This window comes from Nocardia albiluteola (assembly GCF_018860155.1).
GTDB lineage: Bacteria > Actinomycetota > Actinomycetes > Mycobacteriales > Mycobacteriaceae > Nocardia > Nocardia albiluteola.
Genome location: NZ_JAHKNI010000004.1, coordinates 470,483 through 487,529 on the forward strand (window position 1 = coordinate 470,483; position 17,047 = coordinate 487,529).

The 17,047-nt window shown below is 69.6% G+C and carries 12 protein-coding genes; 8 read left to right on the forward strand and 4 right to left on the reverse strand.

Annotation, left to right across the window (positions count from 1 at the left end; translation table 11 throughout):
• Positions 1 to 24: 24 nt before the first annotated feature.
• The 4 genes from KO481_RS15265 (at position 25) to holA (ending at position 5,508) form a co-directional block, all read left to right on the forward strand.
• Positions 25 to 867 (forward strand): DegV family protein, encoded by an 843-nt coding sequence (locus KO481_RS15265; RefSeq protein ID WP_215917755.1) that lies wholly within the window; start codon positions 25 to 27, stop codon positions 865 to 867.
• Positions 868 to 1,708: 841 nt separating this feature from the next.
• A complete protein-coding gene (locus KO481_RS44345) occupies positions 1,709 to 2,422 on the forward strand; it encodes a ComEA family DNA-binding protein (RefSeq protein ID WP_215917756.1) in 714 nt (237 codons plus the stop codon).
• 313 nt (positions 2,423 to 2,735) lie between these two features.
• Complete coding sequence (locus tag KO481_RS15275; RefSeq protein ID WP_308166616.1) at positions 2,736 to 4,301, forward strand: ComEC/Rec2 family competence protein; 1,566 nt, start codon at positions 2,736 to 2,738, stop codon at positions 4,299 to 4,301.
• A 226-nt stretch (positions 4,302 to 4,527) separates the two neighbouring features.
• Entirely contained in the window at positions 4,528 to 5,508 is a 981-nt protein-coding gene (gene holA / locus KO481_RS15280) for a DNA polymerase III subunit delta (RefSeq protein WP_215917757.1), read from the forward strand.
• Between the two features lie 144 nt (positions 5,509 to 5,652).
• Here holA and rpsT read toward each other — a convergent pair whose 3' ends face one another.
• Positions 5,653 to 5,916, reverse strand: coding sequence for a 30S ribosomal protein S20 (gene rpsT / locus KO481_RS15285; protein ID WP_215917758.1), 264 nt, complete (start codon positions 5,914 to 5,916; stop codon positions 5,653 to 5,655).
• Between the two features lie 379 nt (positions 5,917 to 6,295).
• On the opposite strand from rpsT, the gene KO481_RS15290 reads away from it, so the two are divergent.
• Entirely contained in the window at positions 6,296 to 6,598 is a 303-nt protein-coding gene (locus KO481_RS15290) for a hypothetical protein (protein ID WP_215917759.1), read from the forward strand.
• A 31-nt stretch (positions 6,599 to 6,629) separates the two neighbouring features.
• Here KO481_RS15290 and KO481_RS15295 read toward each other — a convergent pair whose 3' ends face one another.
• The 3 genes from KO481_RS15295 to KO481_RS15305 all read right to left on the reverse strand — a co-directional run bounded on the left by KO481_RS15295 (position 6,630) and on the right by KO481_RS15305 (position 10,100).
• Positions 6,630 to 7,175: a type II toxin-antitoxin system PemK/MazF family toxin gene (locus tag KO481_RS15295; RefSeq protein WP_215917760.1), complete on the reverse strand. Its 546-nt coding sequence runs from the start codon at positions 7,173 to 7,175 to the stop codon at positions 6,630 to 6,632.
• Between the two features lie 82 nt (positions 7,176 to 7,257).
• Positions 7,258 to 8,634 (reverse strand): glucarate dehydratase, encoded by a 1,377-nt coding sequence (gudD, locus tag KO481_RS15300; RefSeq protein ID WP_215917761.1) that lies wholly within the window; start codon positions 8,632 to 8,634, stop codon positions 7,258 to 7,260.
• A gap of 35 nt (positions 8,635 to 8,669) precedes the next feature.
• Positions 8,670 to 10,100, reverse strand: coding sequence for an MFS transporter (locus KO481_RS15305; protein ID WP_215917762.1), 1,431 nt, complete (start codon positions 10,098 to 10,100; stop codon positions 8,670 to 8,672).
• Between the two features lie 324 nt (positions 10,101 to 10,424).
• Here KO481_RS15305 and KO481_RS15310 point away from each other — a divergent pair, with 324 nt between their 5' ends.
• The 3 genes from KO481_RS15310 to KO481_RS15320 all read left to right on the forward strand — a co-directional run bounded on the left by KO481_RS15310 (position 10,425) and on the right by KO481_RS15320 (position 16,949).
• A complete protein-coding gene (locus tag KO481_RS15310) occupies positions 10,425 to 12,848 on the forward strand; it encodes an acetyl-CoA acetyltransferase (protein ID WP_308166617.1) in 2,424 nt (807 codons plus the stop codon).
• A 151-nt stretch (positions 12,849 to 12,999) separates the two neighbouring features.
• Positions 13,000 to 13,320: a hypothetical protein gene (locus KO481_RS15315; protein ID WP_215917763.1), complete on the forward strand. Its 321-nt coding sequence runs from the start codon at positions 13,000 to 13,002 to the stop codon at positions 13,318 to 13,320.
• Between the two features lie 1,175 nt (positions 13,321 to 14,495).
• Positions 14,496 to 16,949: an AAA family ATPase gene (locus KO481_RS15320; protein ID WP_215917764.1), complete on the forward strand. Its 2,454-nt coding sequence runs from the start codon at positions 14,496 to 14,498 to the stop codon at positions 16,947 to 16,949.
• The last annotated feature ends 98 nt before the right edge of the window (positions 16,950 to 17,047 follow it).

A 17,047-nucleotide genomic window follows, 5' to 3' on the forward strand; every position in this document is an offset into this window, starting at 1 on the left:
CCGCTCCAGGAAGGTGCCTGACCGATGCCCGTCGTGGTGGTCACCGATTCTTCCGCGAGCCTGCCCGCGGATCTGATTGCGGACCTGGGCATCCTCGCGGTGCCGCTGCATGTGCTCGTGGACGATCACGAACTGCGGGAGGGTGTGGACGACTGCGCCATCGACTACAGCTCCGCCACGGTCACCACCTCTGCCGCCTCGCCCGGTGAGCTGCGCGAGGCCTACGAGCGGGCATGGATGCTGTCCGAGGGCGATGGTGTTGTGGCCGTGCATATTTCGCGCCAGCTCTCCTCGACGTGGGAGGCGGGTCGTCAGGCGGTGCAGGACATGGACGCCGCCGATCGGGTCCGGCTGGTGGATTCGCTCAGCGCCGGACTCGGCACCGGCCTGCCCACGCTGGCGGCCGCGCGCCGCGCCCGCTCCGGCGCGACGCTGGACATGGTGTACGACACCGCCGTGGCCGCCGCGGCCCGCGGCCGGGCCTTCATCATGGTCAACCGCACCGAGCAGTTGCGGCGGGGCGGCCGTCTGAGCACCGCGGCCGCGTTCTTCGGCACCGAACTGGTGACCAAACCGCTGCTGCAGATCGTCGACGGTCGTTTGGAACTGCGGGAAAAGGCCCGCACCCGATCCAAGGCCTATGCCAAACTCGTTGCCGCGGTAGTGGATGCGGCTGGTGAGGATGGGGCGGCGATCGCCGTGCAGCACCTCGGCGCGGCGGATGCGGCGGCGACTCTGACCGGGCAACTCACCGAGCTGGTTCCCGATATCCGGGAGTTGGTCACCGCCGAATTCGGGCCGACGTTGGGTGTGCATCTCGGGTCCGGTGCTGTCGGGGTGGTGGTGGTCCCGGGCGGTTGCGGGTAGGTACTCGGTCCTGCGACGACGGACTGGCGTCAGGGGCGGTCGTTGGGCGTTGGGCAGCGGCGTTTCGAGGTGAGTTGTCCACAGCGGATCCGTTGTCCACAGGGCAGATATCGGCCCAGCTCGCGGCGGGGGATGTCGGATCGGTGCTCTTACGGTGGCTTCCATGGGGCGCGATGACGAGCGGATGCGAGTGCGGGAGCGGCTGGGGGCGCTGGAGGGCAAACCCGGCGGCCGTGGTCCGTTGCGCGGCGGTCGTTGGGACCTCGACGAGATTGTGTCCTGGGCAACCGATTCCAGCGGGGCGGAGCAGGAATACGGTGCGGCCGAGCAGGAATACGGCGCTGCCGAGCATGATCACGTAGGTCGTCGGAAGGCGGGGGAAGGTGACTTCGGGGACGGGTCCAGGGCCCGTGAAGGAGTTCGCCACGGCTCCCATCGGAGCAGCCGTCGGATGTCCGCTGAGCCTGTTCATTCCGCGGCCGGGGAGGCTTGGCGCGCGGGATTTGGACGGCGGGCGTCGCGGTGGAGGCGGGGCGATGGTGACGGGTCCGGCATCGCTGACTCGGCCGGGACGGAACATTATGGGGCCGAACGCGATCGGGCTGGCGACCGAGAGGGGTGGGATCGCCGGTCGGTGGACGAGGAGTCGGATCTCCGTGAGTCGGTTCATGAATCGGCTGGTTATGCGGAAGGTCAGTTCGAGGAGTCTGGGTATGAACCGGGCGACCGCGAGCGGGCTCGGGTGCACGAGTCCGGGTGGGACGATACCCCGGGAGCGCCACCTTCACCGCAGTGGTTGAACGAGCCGGTAGGGAGTGTGGCGATGTGGCACGGGCGGTTGGTGCCCGAGCGATTTCGGGGGCTGCGGGTGCACCCCGGGCGGCGCGGAGTGCTCGCACTGGCGGGGGTGGGTGTGGCTGCGGTACTGGTGGCGGCCGCCGCGGCGCAGCGGGAAAAGCCTGTGGCGGAGCCGGTTCCGCCGTTGCCCGTGGTGCAGACCGCGGAGGCGACCGGTACCGCGACGGGGCCGAGCCGACCTGCGGATACGTCCACGCCGGCGCCCACCAGCGATCCGCCCGCCGAGTTGGTCGTGAGTGTTGTGGGCCTTGTGGAGCATGTCGGCCTGATGCACCTCCCGGCCGGATCCAGGGTCGCCGATGCGGTGGCGGCCGCCGTGGCCGAGCAGGGCGCAGACCTGGCGCGCCTCAATCTCGCGCAACGGCTGGCCGACGGTGACCAGGTCGTCGTCGGCGCACTGGGCCCGAACGCCGGATCGCCGCAGCTCGGCAGCGCGATCATCCCCGCAAACGAGCGCCCGCCCTCGGCCCGGACTTCCGGCGCGGCAATGCCTTCCGGCCCCGCGGCCAAGGTCGACCTGAACACCGCCAGCGAATCGGAACTGGATTCGCTGCCCGGCGTGGGCCCCGCGACGGCCCGCAACATAGTGGCCTGGCGCACCGAGCACGGCCGCTTCACCGACATCGACCAACTCGCCGAAATCCCCGGCATCGGCCCCTCCCGCCTCAACCGCCTCCGCGACCTGGTGACGCTGTGAGCGAGCTTGCGAGCGAACCATCAGTACAGCGCGCCCCGGGCACGACGGAGCCGAGCGCCAGCGAGGTGGAGTCGTGAGCGGAGCGAAGCGGAGTGAACCGTCAGGCCAGCGCGCGGCGCGCACGACGGAGCCGAGCGCCAGCGAGGTGGAGTCGTGAGCGGAGCGAAGCGGAGTGAACCGTCAGGCCAGCGCGCGGCGCGCATGACGGAGCCGAGCGCCAGCGAGGTGGAGTCGTGAGCGGAGCGAAGCGGAGTGAACCGTCAGGCCAGCGCGCGGCGCGCACGACGGAGCCGAGCGCCAGCGAGGTGGAGTCGTGAGCGGCACGGATTCCAACGGTGGGCGGGAGCCGATCTCGGTGCCGCAGGCGCTGGATGCGCGGTTGGTGCCCGCGACGGTGATGTGCTGGGGCACAACAATTGTGGTGGTCGAGACGGGATGGCGGACCGGGCTCGTGTTGGGGGCGGTGCTCGGTGCTGCGGCGATTCTGGTGGGGGCGTTCGCTGTTCGGGTTCCTGCGCGGCGGGTGCTGGCCGCGGTGGCGCTGGCGGCGATGCTGGCGGCGGCGGGGTTCGGGATGGCCGCGGGTTGGCAGGAGCATCGGATCGCGGGGCATCCGCTGCGGACGGCGGCGGTGGGCACCCAGCTGACGGTGACGGTCGTTCCGGACGACGATCCGAAGCTGCTGCCCGCCAGGGCATTCGGTGCGCGTCAATGGATGGTGAAGGCGAGCCTGCGGCAGTATCGGCGCGGCGCGGCGCTCTTCCGCGCGGGCGGGGCGGTGATCGTGCTGTCCTCGCAACGCGGCTGGGCGGGGCTGCTGCCGGGGCAGCCGGTCGAATTCCGCGCCCGGTTGGATCGGCCGTGGCGCCGGGATCTGACGGTGGCGGTCTTGCGCGCTCAGGGACCGCCGCGTGTGGTCGGGGCCGCGCCCTGGTGGCAGCTGGCCGCGGGATCGGTGCGCTCGCACTTCGCCGCCGCGGCCGCGCGGGCACTGCCGCCCGATGCGGCCGGGCTGCTGCCCGGACTGGTCGACGGGGACGTGTCGCGGCTGCCGGATCGGGTGCGCGAGAACTTCCAGCAGACCGACCTGACGCACCTGGTCGCGGTATCCGGTACCAACGTCTCCATCATCTTCATCGTTGTGATGGGCACGATGCGCAGGCTCACCGTGGATCCGCGCCTCGGTGCGGTGGTCGCGGCGGCGGCGCTGGTGGCGTTCGTCATCCTGGCGCGGCCGTCCCCGACGGTATTGCGCGCCGCGGTGATGGGCGCGATCGCACTGCTCGCAGTCCTGATCGGCCGCCGAAAACAGGCGTTGCCCGCGCTGTGCGCCGCGACGCTGGTCCTGATCGGCTACTCGCCCGCGCTGGCCCTGGATATGGGGTTCGCGCTCTCGGTGCTGGCGACGGCCGCCCTGGTGGTGCTGTCCCCGCGGTGGTCGCAGTGGCTCGAGCGGCACGGCTGGCGCCCGCGCCCGGCCGAGGCGATCGCGATCGCTACCGCCGCGTTCCTGCTCACCGCGCCGCTGATCGTCGCGCTGACCGGACACGTCGGAATGCTCGCGATCGCCGCGAACGTGCTGGTGGAACCGGCGATCTACCCGATCACGGTGATCGGCACCGTCGCCGCGATCCTGTCCTGTGTCTGGATGCCCCTCGCGGTCGCGGCGCTGTGGATCACTCGTCCATTGCTGTGGTGGCTCCTGTTCGTCTCCGAACGCGGTGCGGCACTGGGGATTTCGGTATCGATGCCCGATGGGGTACGCGGTGGGTGCGCGGCCGCCGTCGTGGTTGCCGGACTGCTGGTGCTGCTGCACAGGATCACCCGTCCGCCGGACCTGCCCACGGATCGGACCGTGGGGTCCGAGCGGCCGCCTTAGGACTCGCGGCTCGCTCGCACCTGCGTCGACCCGTGCATGTGCGGCTGGGTATGCGCGCCGGGCGCGGGCACGGGTTCTCCCGTCGTTGCCGAACGAGTCGTGCGTTCGGCGCTCAGGCAGCTGGGCGGGCGAGGTCGGTACATGGATCGTGGTGTGCGCCCGGTGACGCCGCCGTGCTGGTCGACTCGACCGGGGAACGGTCGGGATGTCGGTGCCGCCCCGTAGGATGCGGGGCGTGACTGACCGCCCCGCCTCCGTTCATCTCGTGCTCGGCGATGAAGAGCTGCTCGTCGAGCGCGCGGTTGCCTCCATCGTCTCCGGTGTGCGGGCGGTCGCCCCGGATTCCGAGGCGCTGCCGGTGGATCGGCTGCGTGCCGGCGACGCCAGCACCGCCGAGCTGGCCGAGCTGTTGAGTCCGTCGCTGTTCGCCGAGGACCGGGTGATCGTGCTGGAGTCCGCCGCCGAGGCCGGTAAGGAGGCGGTCGCGGTGATCACGGCCGCCGCGGCCGAGCCGCCCGAGGGGGTGGTGCTGGTCATCCTGCACTCGGGTGGCGGACGGGCCAAGGCGCTGGCGCCGACCCTGCAGAAGGCGGGTGCGGTTACGCACGAATGCGCGAAGATCAGCAAGGCCGGTGAGCGGATGGAGTTCGTGCGCAACGAATTCCGTGCGGCCGGGGTGCGGGCATCGGCGGAGGTCGTGCAGACCATGCTCGAGGCGGTGGGCTCGGACCTGCGGGAACTGGCCGCCGCCTGCTCGCAGCTGGCGGCCGACACCGGTGGCAAGGTCGATGTCGCCGCGGTACGCCGCTACTACTCCGGCCGGGCGGAGGTCACCGGCTTCGACGTGGCCGATCTGGCCGTCTCCGGGGATCGTCCGGCCGCCATGGAGGCGCTGCGCTGGGCCACGGACCGTGGGGTCCCCGCGGTCCTGCTCGCCGACGCCCTGGCCGATTCGGTACACACGATCGCCCGCGTCGGCTCGGCCGGTCGTGGCGACCCGTTCAAGCTCGCCTCCACGCTCGGCATGCCCCCCTGGAAGGTGAAGAAGGCCCAGGGCCAGGCTCGGGGCTGGACCGCCGCCACCATCGGCAACGCGCTAGAGGTCGTCGCCTCCCTCAACGCCGATGTCAAGGGCGTCGCCGCCGACGCCGACTATGCCCTGGAACACGCCCTGTCGCGCATCCTGGACCTCCACGGCGCAGGCTGAGCGCAGCGCGTGACCCACTCCGGTGCGGCGACCGCACGGCCCGGGGTGCGATAAGCACGACAAAAGCCGCCGTGGTCGTCTGCTCTCACAGACCCTCTGCCACGGCGGCGATGCGAAGCGTATGCGGTTGTCGGACCGCGAAGATCAGCCGATCTTGTTGAAGGTCAGCGACAGGGCCGACTTCTTGTTGGCGGCCTGGTTGGCGTGGATGACGCCCTTCGAGGCGGCCTTGTCGAGGCTGCGGCTCGCGGTGACCAGCAGCTCCTGCGCCTGATCCTTCTCGCCGGCCGCGGCGGCCTCGCGGAACTTGCGGATCGAGGTGCGCAGCGCGGACTTCACCGACTGGTTGCGCTGACGCGCCGCCTCGTTGGTGCGGATCCGCTTCATCTGGGACTTGATGTTGGCCACGCGTGTTTCCTCTGATTCTTGTCGTCAGTGTGGTGTGTTCTGTACTACTGCGAAGTCTCTCGGGCGCACTACATCGAAACCGCGAAGGCCGGGTAGCGCTGCACCGACGATCGAGAGTACCAGCCGGGCGGGTCCTGGACGAAATCGCCCTGGTCGGGCGCCTGTCGCGGCCGTGCTGATACAAGAAATCTATCTGCTTCCCGCCTGTGGCCGGGACCGCGACCACAGGTCTCGCGAGCCGAGCCCAGCCCAGGGCAGCGTCTTCCCCCTCGCGTTGCCCGGCGATGAGGGCGGCGTAGTCGGCGGCGCCCCTGGCGCGCCCCTCGGCCTCCTGACAGTGCTCTGACTGGGCCGAGGCGCGGAACTATGCAGGTTGTCGGTGCTGCTCCGTACTATCGAGCGGATCGGGCCTCATCGTCAGGGCCGGGCCCGCCCGGATGGGGTGCTGGCCCCACTCGATGCCTTTGTTGGATGCGGGGAATGGGCGAGCGCCGACGCCGTCAGGATGGTCGTCGAGGCGACCTCGCACTATTTCGACACCAACCAGCGCGATCGGGTGGAGAAGCCGTCCGATGGTGAGTACCAAGAGGTGCGCCGGTACGCCTTCGGCTGCCCGGTGCCGCTGCCCGAGCCGATCGGAATCACCCTCGACACGACCCCGCTGCAAGATTGGGTCGACTGACCGGATTCCGCTGATTCGGAGTGAGTCCTGCTCACTGCCAATGGTATTCGCGGCACAGCCGGTGCGCGACGACGTCGAAGCTCTTGCGGGGCAGCACCGCGCCCTCGCGCCGGATGCCCTCCTCGGGGACGTCCAGCACGCGGTCCAGCCGGACCCAGCTCGGGCGACCCTCGTAATCCCAAGGGCCCGAGCCGATCTCGACCCAGTGCGGGGCGTGGGTGTGGTCTGGGTTCGAGGACAGCATCAGGCCCAGCAGGGTCGACCCCTCGCGGCCGACCACGAGGACCGGGCGGTCCTTGCCCTCGCTCGGATCCTCCTCGAAAGGCACCCAGGTCCAGACGATTTCGCCCGGATCGGCGCGGCCGTCCAGGTGTGGGCAGTACAGAATCTGACGCGCACGCTGCTGCGTCGGCACCGGAACAGAGGCCGCCGGGCGCACCGTGATGCCGGGCGCCCGCCGCCGCCCCAGCGCCCGGTCCCAGATGGTCGAGCGCTGCATCCGACCGGCCAGCCCGGTCCCCTGCACCCGCGCCAGGGACCCCAACTGCTTGCCGAGAGCGCTCCACGTACTGGCCATGTTCGGGAGCATAATCGGGCTCGCCGACCTTCTCATCCCGCTGGCCGAGCATCCGGGAACCGGCCTGGTCAGGGCCGAATGCCTACCGGCACAGGGCGGGACGCTTGCTGTCGAAACTCCAGTCCGGGATCAGGTATCGCATGGCGCGGGCGTCGTCGCGGGCGCCCAGGCCCTCGCGCAGGTACAGCGCGTGGGCGGCCTCGACGCGTTCGGGGTCCAGGTCGATGCCGAGGCCGGGGCGGTCGGGGACGGTCAGCAGCCCGTCGCGGATGGCGAGCGGTTCGGTGGTGATGCGCTGGCCGTCCTGCCAGATCCAGTGCGTGTCGATGGCGGTGATCTCGCCCGGCGCGGCCGCGGCCACGTGGGTGAACATGGCCAGCGACACGTCGAAGTGGTTGTTGGAGTGCGAACCCCAGGTCAGGCCCCAGGCGTCGCAGAGCTGGGCCACCCGCACCGAACCCGCCATGGTCCAGAAGTGCGGATCGGCGAGCGGAATGTCGACCGCATCGGCCCGGATGGCGTGGCCCAGTTCGCGCCAGTCGGTGGCGATCATGTTGGTCGCGGTCAGCAGGCCGGTGGCGCGGCGGAACTCGGCCATCACCTCCCGACCGGACAGCGTGCCCTCGGCCCCGACGGGATCCTCCGCGTAGGCCAGTACGTCGCGCAGCCCGCGTGCGGTGCGCACGGCGTCGGCCAGCAGCCAGCCGCCGTTGGGGTCCAGCGTGATTCGGGCCCGCGGGAAGCGCTCGGCCAGCGCCCGGACCGCCGCGGCCTCGTCGTCCGCGGCCAGTACTCCGCCCTTGAGCTTGAAATCGGCGAAGCCGTACCGGGCGTGCGCGGCCTCGGCGAGCCGCACCACCGCCTCGGGCGTCAGCGCCTCCTCGTGCCGCAGGCGCAGCCAATCGTCGGCGTCCGCGTCCTCGTCGCCGGGGCCGCGGTAGGCCAGGTCGGTGCGATTTCGATCGCCGACGAAGAACAGGTAGCCCAGCGCCCGGACCTGGCTGCGCTGCTGTCCCTCACCCAGTAGCGCGGCGACCGGCACGCCCAGATGCTGCCCGAGCAGATCCAGCAGTGCCGATTCGACCGCCGTCACCGCGTGGATGGTGACGCGCAGGTCGAAGGTCTGTGCGCCGCGCCCGCCCGCGTCGCGGTCGCCGAAGGTGCGCCGGATATCGGCCAGGACCGCGTGGTATTCACCGATCCGCCGGCCCAGCACCAGCGGGCGCGAATCCTCGAGGGTGCGCCGGATCGCCTCGCCGCCAGGGACCTCGCCGACACCGGTGTTGCCATCGGAATCGGTGAGGATCACCAGGTTCCGGGTGAAGTACGGCGCATGCGCCCCGCTGAGGTTCAGCAGCATGCTGTCGTGCCCGGCGATGGGTACCACGCGCACGTCGGTGACAACGGGAATCGAAGCGGGCGTGATGTTTCCGCTGTGCGAAGCGTTTCCGGCGGGCATCAAGTCTCTTTCTGTCGGGGGTGGACAGGTGCACATCAGGCCGGGGCGGGCTCGCCGCCGTCATTCAGAAGTGCGGATCGGGCAATACCGAAGGTGTCACCGGCAGCGTCCGTGGACTTCGCGGATGCGGATGATCCGGTCGCGCCGGAGGCCTTGGCGCCCAGCCGATGTCGCTGGATCAGCAGCACCGAGGCCGCGGCCAGCGCCGACGCCGCCGCCAGCGCGTACAGCCCCCAGGTGACCGTGCCGACGGCCGATTTGATCAGCCCGAAGCCGTAGGGCGCCACGAAGCCGCCGAGATTGCCCAGCGAATTGATCACCGCAATGGCCGGGGCCAGTACCAGCGGATGCAGGGTGGACTGCGGAATCGACCAGAACAGCGGGCTGGCGCTCTTGAACCCCATCGCCGCGATGCACAGGAAAATCAGTGCGGGCCAGGGTGATACGACGGCGGCCAGGTAGGTGCCGATCGCGGCGGTGAGCAGGGATCCGATCAGCAGCGGGCGGCGGTTGCCGGTGCGGTCGCCGATGCGGGCGGTGAAATACATCGCGAAGCACGCGCTGATCCAGGGCAGCGCCGAAAGCAGTCCGACGGTCACGTCGCCGAGGCCGTGGATGCGCCGCACGATAGTGGGCAGCCAGAACGTATTGGCGTAGATCGAGAGTTGTATCGCGAAATAGATCCAGCAGAACAACAGCATCTGCGGATCGGCCAGCATGCGCCAGCGCGAGCGGGTGCGCTTGCCGGAGGTCGAAACGACCTGCTGTTCCTCGGAATCCACCGCCTCGGCCAGCGCGGTGCGCTCCGCGGCGCTAAGCCACTTCGCGTCCGCGATCCGGGAATCGAGCAGCGCATAGGCCAGCACGCCGACCGCCACCGACAGCAGCCCCTCGATGCCGAACATCCACTGCCAGCCGTGCACTCCCAGCAGCCCGTTCATGCTGAGCAGTGGGCCGGAGACGGGGCCGGACACCGCGGCGGCGACCGAGGATCCGGCGACGAACAGCGCGGTGGCACGCCCGCGATGCGCATTGGGTAGCCATTTGGCCAGGTAGAAGATGACCGCGGGGAAGAAACCGGCCTCCGTGGCGCCCAGCAGGAAGCGCAGCACATAGAACATCTCCGCATCGCGGACGAAGACCATCGCGGCGGCGACCACACCCCAGGTGACCATGATGCGGGTGAGCCAGACGCGCGCCCCGAACTTCTCCAGCATCATGTTGCTGGGCAGTTCGAATATCGCGTAGGCGACGAAGAAGATGCCCGCGCCGAATCCGTATGCTGCCGCGCCGATTCCGACGTCCGCCTGCAGATATTTGGTGGCATATCCGATATTCGCGCGATCGAATTGATTGCAGATCAGCATGAGAATCAGCAGCGGAACCACGCGGCGGAAGAATTTCGCCACCGCCGTATCCAACGGCGCCGCCGATTGCGGGGCGGTGAGAGGTCGAGTGAACCGCATCGCCCACTCCTTTCGATCCGGGAATCACGGCGCGCCCAGGCGCCGCGATCGAGCGCATCGATCCACGTGACTCGCCTCACGCTTTGGCGAGATTACGGCCGGTCGGTGATGCCTGTCCAACACCGATCATGAATGGATTGATGCTCTCGCGGTATCGGATTGTCGCCTGATCGCCGTCGTGTATCGACGCTGGATTCGGATAGTGCGGCCGCTCGCGTGTCGCTGGACGACGGTGGCGCGGAGAATGCCGGTGTGCCCGGCCGTGAACCGATGGCCCCACAGCGGATGTGCGGCTGTGCCGGACGGGGTGTTACGTTCGGTCGGGTGTCTGCCGAATTGTCCGCTCTGCCATCGAATACCCCGGTCATCGTCGGGGTCGGGCAGTTCTCCGAACGCATCGACGACCAGGACTATCGGGCCCTGTCCGCGGCGGATCTGGCCGCCGGGGCCCTCCGGGCCGCGATCGCCGATACCGATGCGGATGCAGCGGCTGTCGTGGATGCACTCGATACGTTCGCCGCGGTTCGGGCATTCGATGCCGCGCATCCGTTCGCCACGGCGCCGCTGGGCGCCCCCGACAACGTGGCACGGGCGGTGGCCGCGCGGGTCGGTGCTCGACCGCGCCGGGCGATCCTGGGCCCTACCGGCGGGCAAAGTCCGCAACGACTGCTCACCGAGCTGTGCGGCGACATCGCCGACGGCCGCTGCGAGGCAGCGGTGCTCTTCGGCGCGGAGGCGATCTCCACCGTCCGGAACCTGATGGCTCGGCCCGCCAACGGGGACCGCAAGTCTGCGGAGCCGACGGGGTCGGATACCGAGCGCCCGGACTTCACCGAGCACGCGCCGGGCTCGCTCGATGATCGCGGGTACGGCACCGACGGCATGACGCCGGCTCAGGCCGTGATCCACCACATGGGCGAGGCCGCCGTGTTCTACACGGTCTTCGAGAACGCCCGCCGGGCCCGGCTCGGTGTGACGCGCGCGGAGTACGCGCGGTCGATGGGGGAGCTGTTCGCCCCGATGAGCGCGCTTGCCGCCGACAACCCGCACGCGGCCGCGCCCGTCGCGCGTGCCGCGGAGGATCTGGTCGCGGTGGGGGAGCGCAACCGGCTGATCACCGATGCCTACCCCCGGCTGCTGGTCGCCCGGGATCAGGTCAATCAGGCCGGCGCGATCGTCGTGGTGTCGCTGGATCTCGCGCGACGCCTGGGCGTCCCGGAGGCGCGGATGGTGTTCCTGCACGGGCACGCCGATCTGACCGAACGCGAGATGCTGGTGCGGCCCGATCTGGGTAGCAGCCCGGCCGCCGTCGCGGCGGTCCGGTGCGCCCTCGACATGGCGGGCATCGGTGTGGACGAGCTGACCGTCATGGATCTGTACAGCTGCTTTCCGATCGCGGTGTTCAACATCTGCGACGGGCTGGGCCTGGATCCGGGGGATCCGCGGGGCCTGTCGGTCACCGGCGGCCTGCCGTACTTCGGCGGCCCCGGCAACAACTATACGACCCACGCCATCGCCGAAGTCGTTGCGCGCGTTCGCGATCAGCCAAGTAGCTACGGGTTGGTGGTGGCCAACGGGGGACTGCTCAGCAAGCATTCGGCGGGTGTCTATGCGAGCACCCCTGTCGCGTGGCGGCCGGGCGATACGACTGCCGTTCAGACCGCGCTCGATGCGGCACCGGCGGTTCCGGTCGCGTTCCACGCGGACGGCTGGGCCAGGATCGACAGCTACGCGGTGCGTTTCGAGCGGGACGGGTCCCGGATCGGCATCGTGGCGGGCCGGCTCGACGACGGCCGCCGCTTCCTGGCCAACACCCTGGACGGCGACGACGCCCTGATCGATGCGCTGACCGGGGATGGTGAGCCGATCGGCGCACGCATCTTCGCCCGCTCGACGGACGCGGGCAACCGGGTCGCGTTCACCCGGGAGCGGATGGACGAATGCCTCGGCGCGCCGGTGACCACGTTCCGGGAGGCGTACGACCGGGTGCAGCTCACCCGGTCGGGGCACGTGCTCGAGGTGATGATCAACAGGCCCGATGTGGGCAACGCGCTGGACGCCCGAGCCCACCGCGAGCTCGACGAGATCTTCACCGCGTTCGAGCGGGACAGCGAACTGTGGGTGGCGATTCTCGGCGGGGTCGGCGAGGAGGCGTTCTGTGTGGGCGCCGACCTGGGTGCCGTCGGCTCACCACTGCAGTTGATGTCGTTGCCGCGCAGTGGATTCGGTGGACTGTCCGCGCGCCGTCTCGGTAAGCCGGTGATCGCGGCGGTGAACGGCCGCGCCGACAGCGGCGGCCTGGAACTGGCCCTGGCCTGCCGGCTCGTCGTCGCCGACGAGGCCGCGTCGTTCGCGTTGCCGGACACCGGGATCGGGCAGCCGCCCGGCGCGGGGGTGCTGGTGCGCCTGCCGCGGATCGTGGGCCGGGCGCTGGCGCACGACATGATCGTCACCGGCCGCCGGATCGACGCCGCCGAGGCGCTGGCCGCCGGACTCGTCGCCCGCACCGCGCCCACCGGCAAAGCGCTGGCCGCCGCCCGGGAGATGGCCGCCGACATCGTCACCCGCTCACCCGTCGCGATCCGCACCGCGCTGTCGTATCTGGACCACGCCGAGCAAATCACCGATCCCGTTGCCGCCATAGCGAATCCGGCCCAACTGCTGGATTCTCTCATCGCCCATGACGATCCGGCCGAGGGGTTGGCCGCCCTGCACGAACGCCGAGTCCCGCACTGGCGCAACACATAAGGGCGTACGAGGTTCCTCGAGCCGGCATATACGCCCATCCGAGCTGACGTAGGTAATCGTAGGTATTCCCGGCGGTTGGAAGACGTTGTGAGTGTGTACTGTCACGAACCGTTCTGCGTAGTCCGCAAGTGCCGGGCAACATGATCCGGAGATGCGGCAGAACTGGTGCGCGGAAGCGGCCGCGACACCCGAAGCGGCCTGCGGTGCAGGGTATTACGCGATCGACCACTACGACCTGAAGATCGCCGTCGGCTGGCTGATGTACAACGGCTCCATCGACTGCGTCGTCACATGGAAGACCCAGCAGGTCGGAACGAGTACGCCGCTGGTGGCCTCGGTAGGGGCGGGCCCTGTCTACTGGAACGCCCCGCACTCGTGCATCGAGTGGTACGTCTCCGACCCCTCTACGTTTCCGGGGGGAGCAACCGGCCGGTGCGCTGCGGCTGACAGCTTCTGGCGCATGGGTTGGTGAACCGGCGTGCGAGCCGGGGGTCTCGTGGTGTTGGTGCGAAACGTGCTGAAGCTGCTCTGATCTGGGGTCCCCTATAGTGTTGGTGAGATTTGGGATGAGAGGGGGGCGCGGTGAGTGGTCCATGGTTCGACAAGTTCACCGACGCGGAATCCAAAGCCGCCCTGGGGCAGTCGACGGTGCTGAGTACGGCCGACGGCTACTGGTGGCGCCTCGATCCCGGCTCCACGTGGATGTGGCACAACGGGACGTATTGGCAGTACGCCTCACCGCCTTTCGATGCGGGGGTCCGGTGTGGTGCGCGGATCGCCGAGCAACATCCCGTCGCGCCGCCTCCGGGTGCGCCGGGGTCGGCGACACCGCCTCCGCTCGGTATGTCCGCCCCGGCGACCCCGCCTCCGTTGGGTCCGGCCGGCGGGTCGACACCCCCGCCACTGGGATCGTCAAGCCCGGCGACCCCGCCGCCGCCCGGGCCCGCTGGCGGTGCGACTCCGCCCCCGTTGAGACCGTCCGGTGCGGCTACACCTCCTCCGCTCGGATCATCCAGCCCGACGGCTCCACCGCCGTTGAGACCGTCCGGCCCGGCTACCCCGCCTTCGATGGGACCCTCCGGCGGGACGACTCCTCCGCCGCTCGGATCGGCCGCTGCGGCTGCGCCGCCTCCACTCGGATCATATTCTCCTGCACCGCAATCGAGCATGCAGCGGCCTGCCACCGATCCTGGGTGGCGCGGGCCGGGCGCCGATAAGTCCGGCCGGGGAGCCGGTTCGATGGATGCGTCCGGACGGGGTCTCGGCGCGGGACACGGACCCGGTTCCGTTCCGGCAGGTCAGCGGCGACCTCCCGCACCGCCGCCGCAGCGGCCTGCCGTCTTCGGCCCGCAACCGCCGGGTTCCCCCGCGCCCGAAACCGTCCGGTGGGGATCGTCGGAGCACGCTGCACAATACGACGCGGCGAACCGCCCCGGTATCGATCCGGGGCAACCATCGACCGGGCCGCACACTGCGCCACCTGCCGGGGAAGAGTCGGGCGTATCATCTTCCGGGACTGCGCAACTCGCGCCTGGCGGCGCGAACGGCCCGGCCCCGAACATACGGGGCGGGGGCGCGCAGACGAACAGCGCTGCACAGCAATCTGATCCGCAGGGGCATGTACCCGCTCGAACCCCCGCCGCCACCGTGCAACCGCTGCCGCACGGCTATCCACTCGTCGCCGTAGAACCGGTGGCCCCGTTCCTCGAACGCGCGGTGCGGGTGATCGGCTGGGCGGACGGAACCCGGCACAACGACGCCGCCGAGAACCAGCCGAACCCGGTGATGCTGTTCATCGGCGCACCCCATTCCGGCCAGGCGCGGCTGGCGAAGGCCGTGCGCATTGCGGTCGGCGGCGCCGGAGTTCAGCTGAGCGGCCTGATGTTCAGTACCGGTGCCGAGATCGTCAAGCGCGCGACCGACCGTGAGTGCTCGGTCGCGGTCGACCTGCATGACACGATCTACGATGCCTTCGGGGCCGAAGAAGCCACGATGATGGTCATCGAGGACGCCGACATCTTGTTCGACTCCGCGAACGCGGCCGAATCGCTCGAGACCCTCCTGGCCGCCTCGCACGACGAAAACACCTGTGGCGCACTCGTGATGTGCGGAACCGCCGAGGGCATGCTCGGCGCCATCACCGAGGGCGCGCCCGAATTCATCCGCCGCGCACTGACGTACACCCTCCCGGATCTCACCGAGCCCGTCGCCGCGGCGGCCCTGATCCAGGAAATCGTGACACACATGGACGTCACGATCACCGATCCCGCACGGACGATGCTCGCCGAGCACCTGTGTGCCCATCACGGAAATGCCCGGACCACCAGCGATCTGCTGAGCGCGGCCAGCCAGGCCGCCGTGGTCGAGGGCTCCACCGGCGCCGACGGCAGGGTCCTGGTCGATGCCGTGCATCTGGCGGGGCTCGAGGTGGCGCCCAAGGACAAGAAGAAGCCCGGTAAGAGCCTGTCCGAGTTGATGACCAGGCTGGACGACATGATCGGCCTGGACTCGGTGAAGGAGCGAGTCCGCGCGCTGGCCGCTGAGGTCGAGGTGGATTCGCGGCGGCGCGAGGCGGGGCTGTCGGTGCCGCCCCGCAGCAGGCACCTGGTGTTCACCGGCAACCCGGGCACCGCGAAAACCACTGTGGCCCGGCTGATCGCTGAGATCTATCGGGCCCTGGGCGTCGTCGCCGAGGGACAGCTGGTCGAGACCCAGCGCGCCGATCTGGTGGCCGGATACCTCGGCCAGACCGCCCCCAAGACGCGTGCACAGGTCGAAAAGGCCCTGGGTGGAGTGCTTTTCATCGACGAGGCCTACTCCTTGGCCAAGGGCGACGACGCGGACTTCGGCCAGGAGGCGATCGACGAGCTGCTGGTACAGCTGGAGAACCGGCGCGAGGACTTCGTGGTGATCGTCGCGGGCTACACCAAGGAGATGGAGGACTTCCTCGACTCCAACCCCGGCCTGCGTTCGCGCTTCGGCAACCGGATCGAGTTCCCGGACTACTCCAACGACGAGCTGGCGAAGATCTATGTCGCCATCGCCAAGTCCCAGGACTACCGGCTGTCCGATGATCTGATCGCGGCGCTGCCGGAGCGCATGGGCCGTATCCCCCGCGGGCCCGGATTCGCCAATGGCCGTTCCGCGCGAATGCTTTTCGAGCAGACCACCTCCGGCCAGTCCGCCCGCCTCAGCGACGGCGAGGGCGATCTGCAGGAGCTGACGTTGGCGGATCTGCCCGCACCGGGCACCGGCGGCATGGGCCCGGGCGGCAACACCCCGCGCCGGTCCCTGACCGACGTGATCGCCGAACTCGACGGCATGATTGGCCTGGAATCGGTGAAACACCAGGTGCGTTCGCTGGCGACCGAGGTGCGCATGGACGCCCGACGCAAGGCCTCGGGCCTGCCGGTAGGCGTCCGCAGCAGGCACCTGATCTTCCTCGGCAATCCCGGCACGGCCAAGACCACGGTCGCGCGCCTGATCGCCCAGATCTACCGCGAACTCGGCGTCGTCAGCTCCGGGCATCTGGTCGAATGCAGCCGCACGGACCTGATCGGACAGTACATCGGCCAGACCGCGCCCAAGACTCGCAAGGTGATCGAAAGTTCCATCGGCGGAGTGCTTTTCATCGACGAGGCGTACACCTTGGCAGGGCACGGCGAGAACGATTTCGGCAGCGAGGCCATCGCGGAGCTGCTGGTGCAGATGGAGAACCGGCGCGACGAAATCCTCGTGATCGCCGCCGGATATCCGAAGGAGATGGACGCCTTCCTGGACGACAACCCGGGCATGCGTTCGCGTTTCGGCACGACGATTGTCTTCGAGGACTACACCGACGACGAACTCGCGCGGATCTTCACCGCGATGGCGACCTCGCAGAAGTACACCCTCGCCGACGATCTGGTGGAGGCCCTGGGCCCACACATCGCGAGGATCGATCGCAACAACGCCTTCGCCAACGGCCGCACCATGCGTCAGCTGCTCGAGCACGCCATCGGCCGGCAGGCCATGCGGCTGGGTGGCCTCGACGGCGACCTGGACGCGCTGTCCGACGACGAGCTCCAGACGCTGCGCGCCGCCGACCTAGCGGACGACTGAGCCCTCGAGGGCGACCGACCGTCACCGAATCGGGCACGGCCGCGGCGATGATTTCTCGGCTCACCGCGTGTCTACATATTCGAGGACGTGTCGTCCTC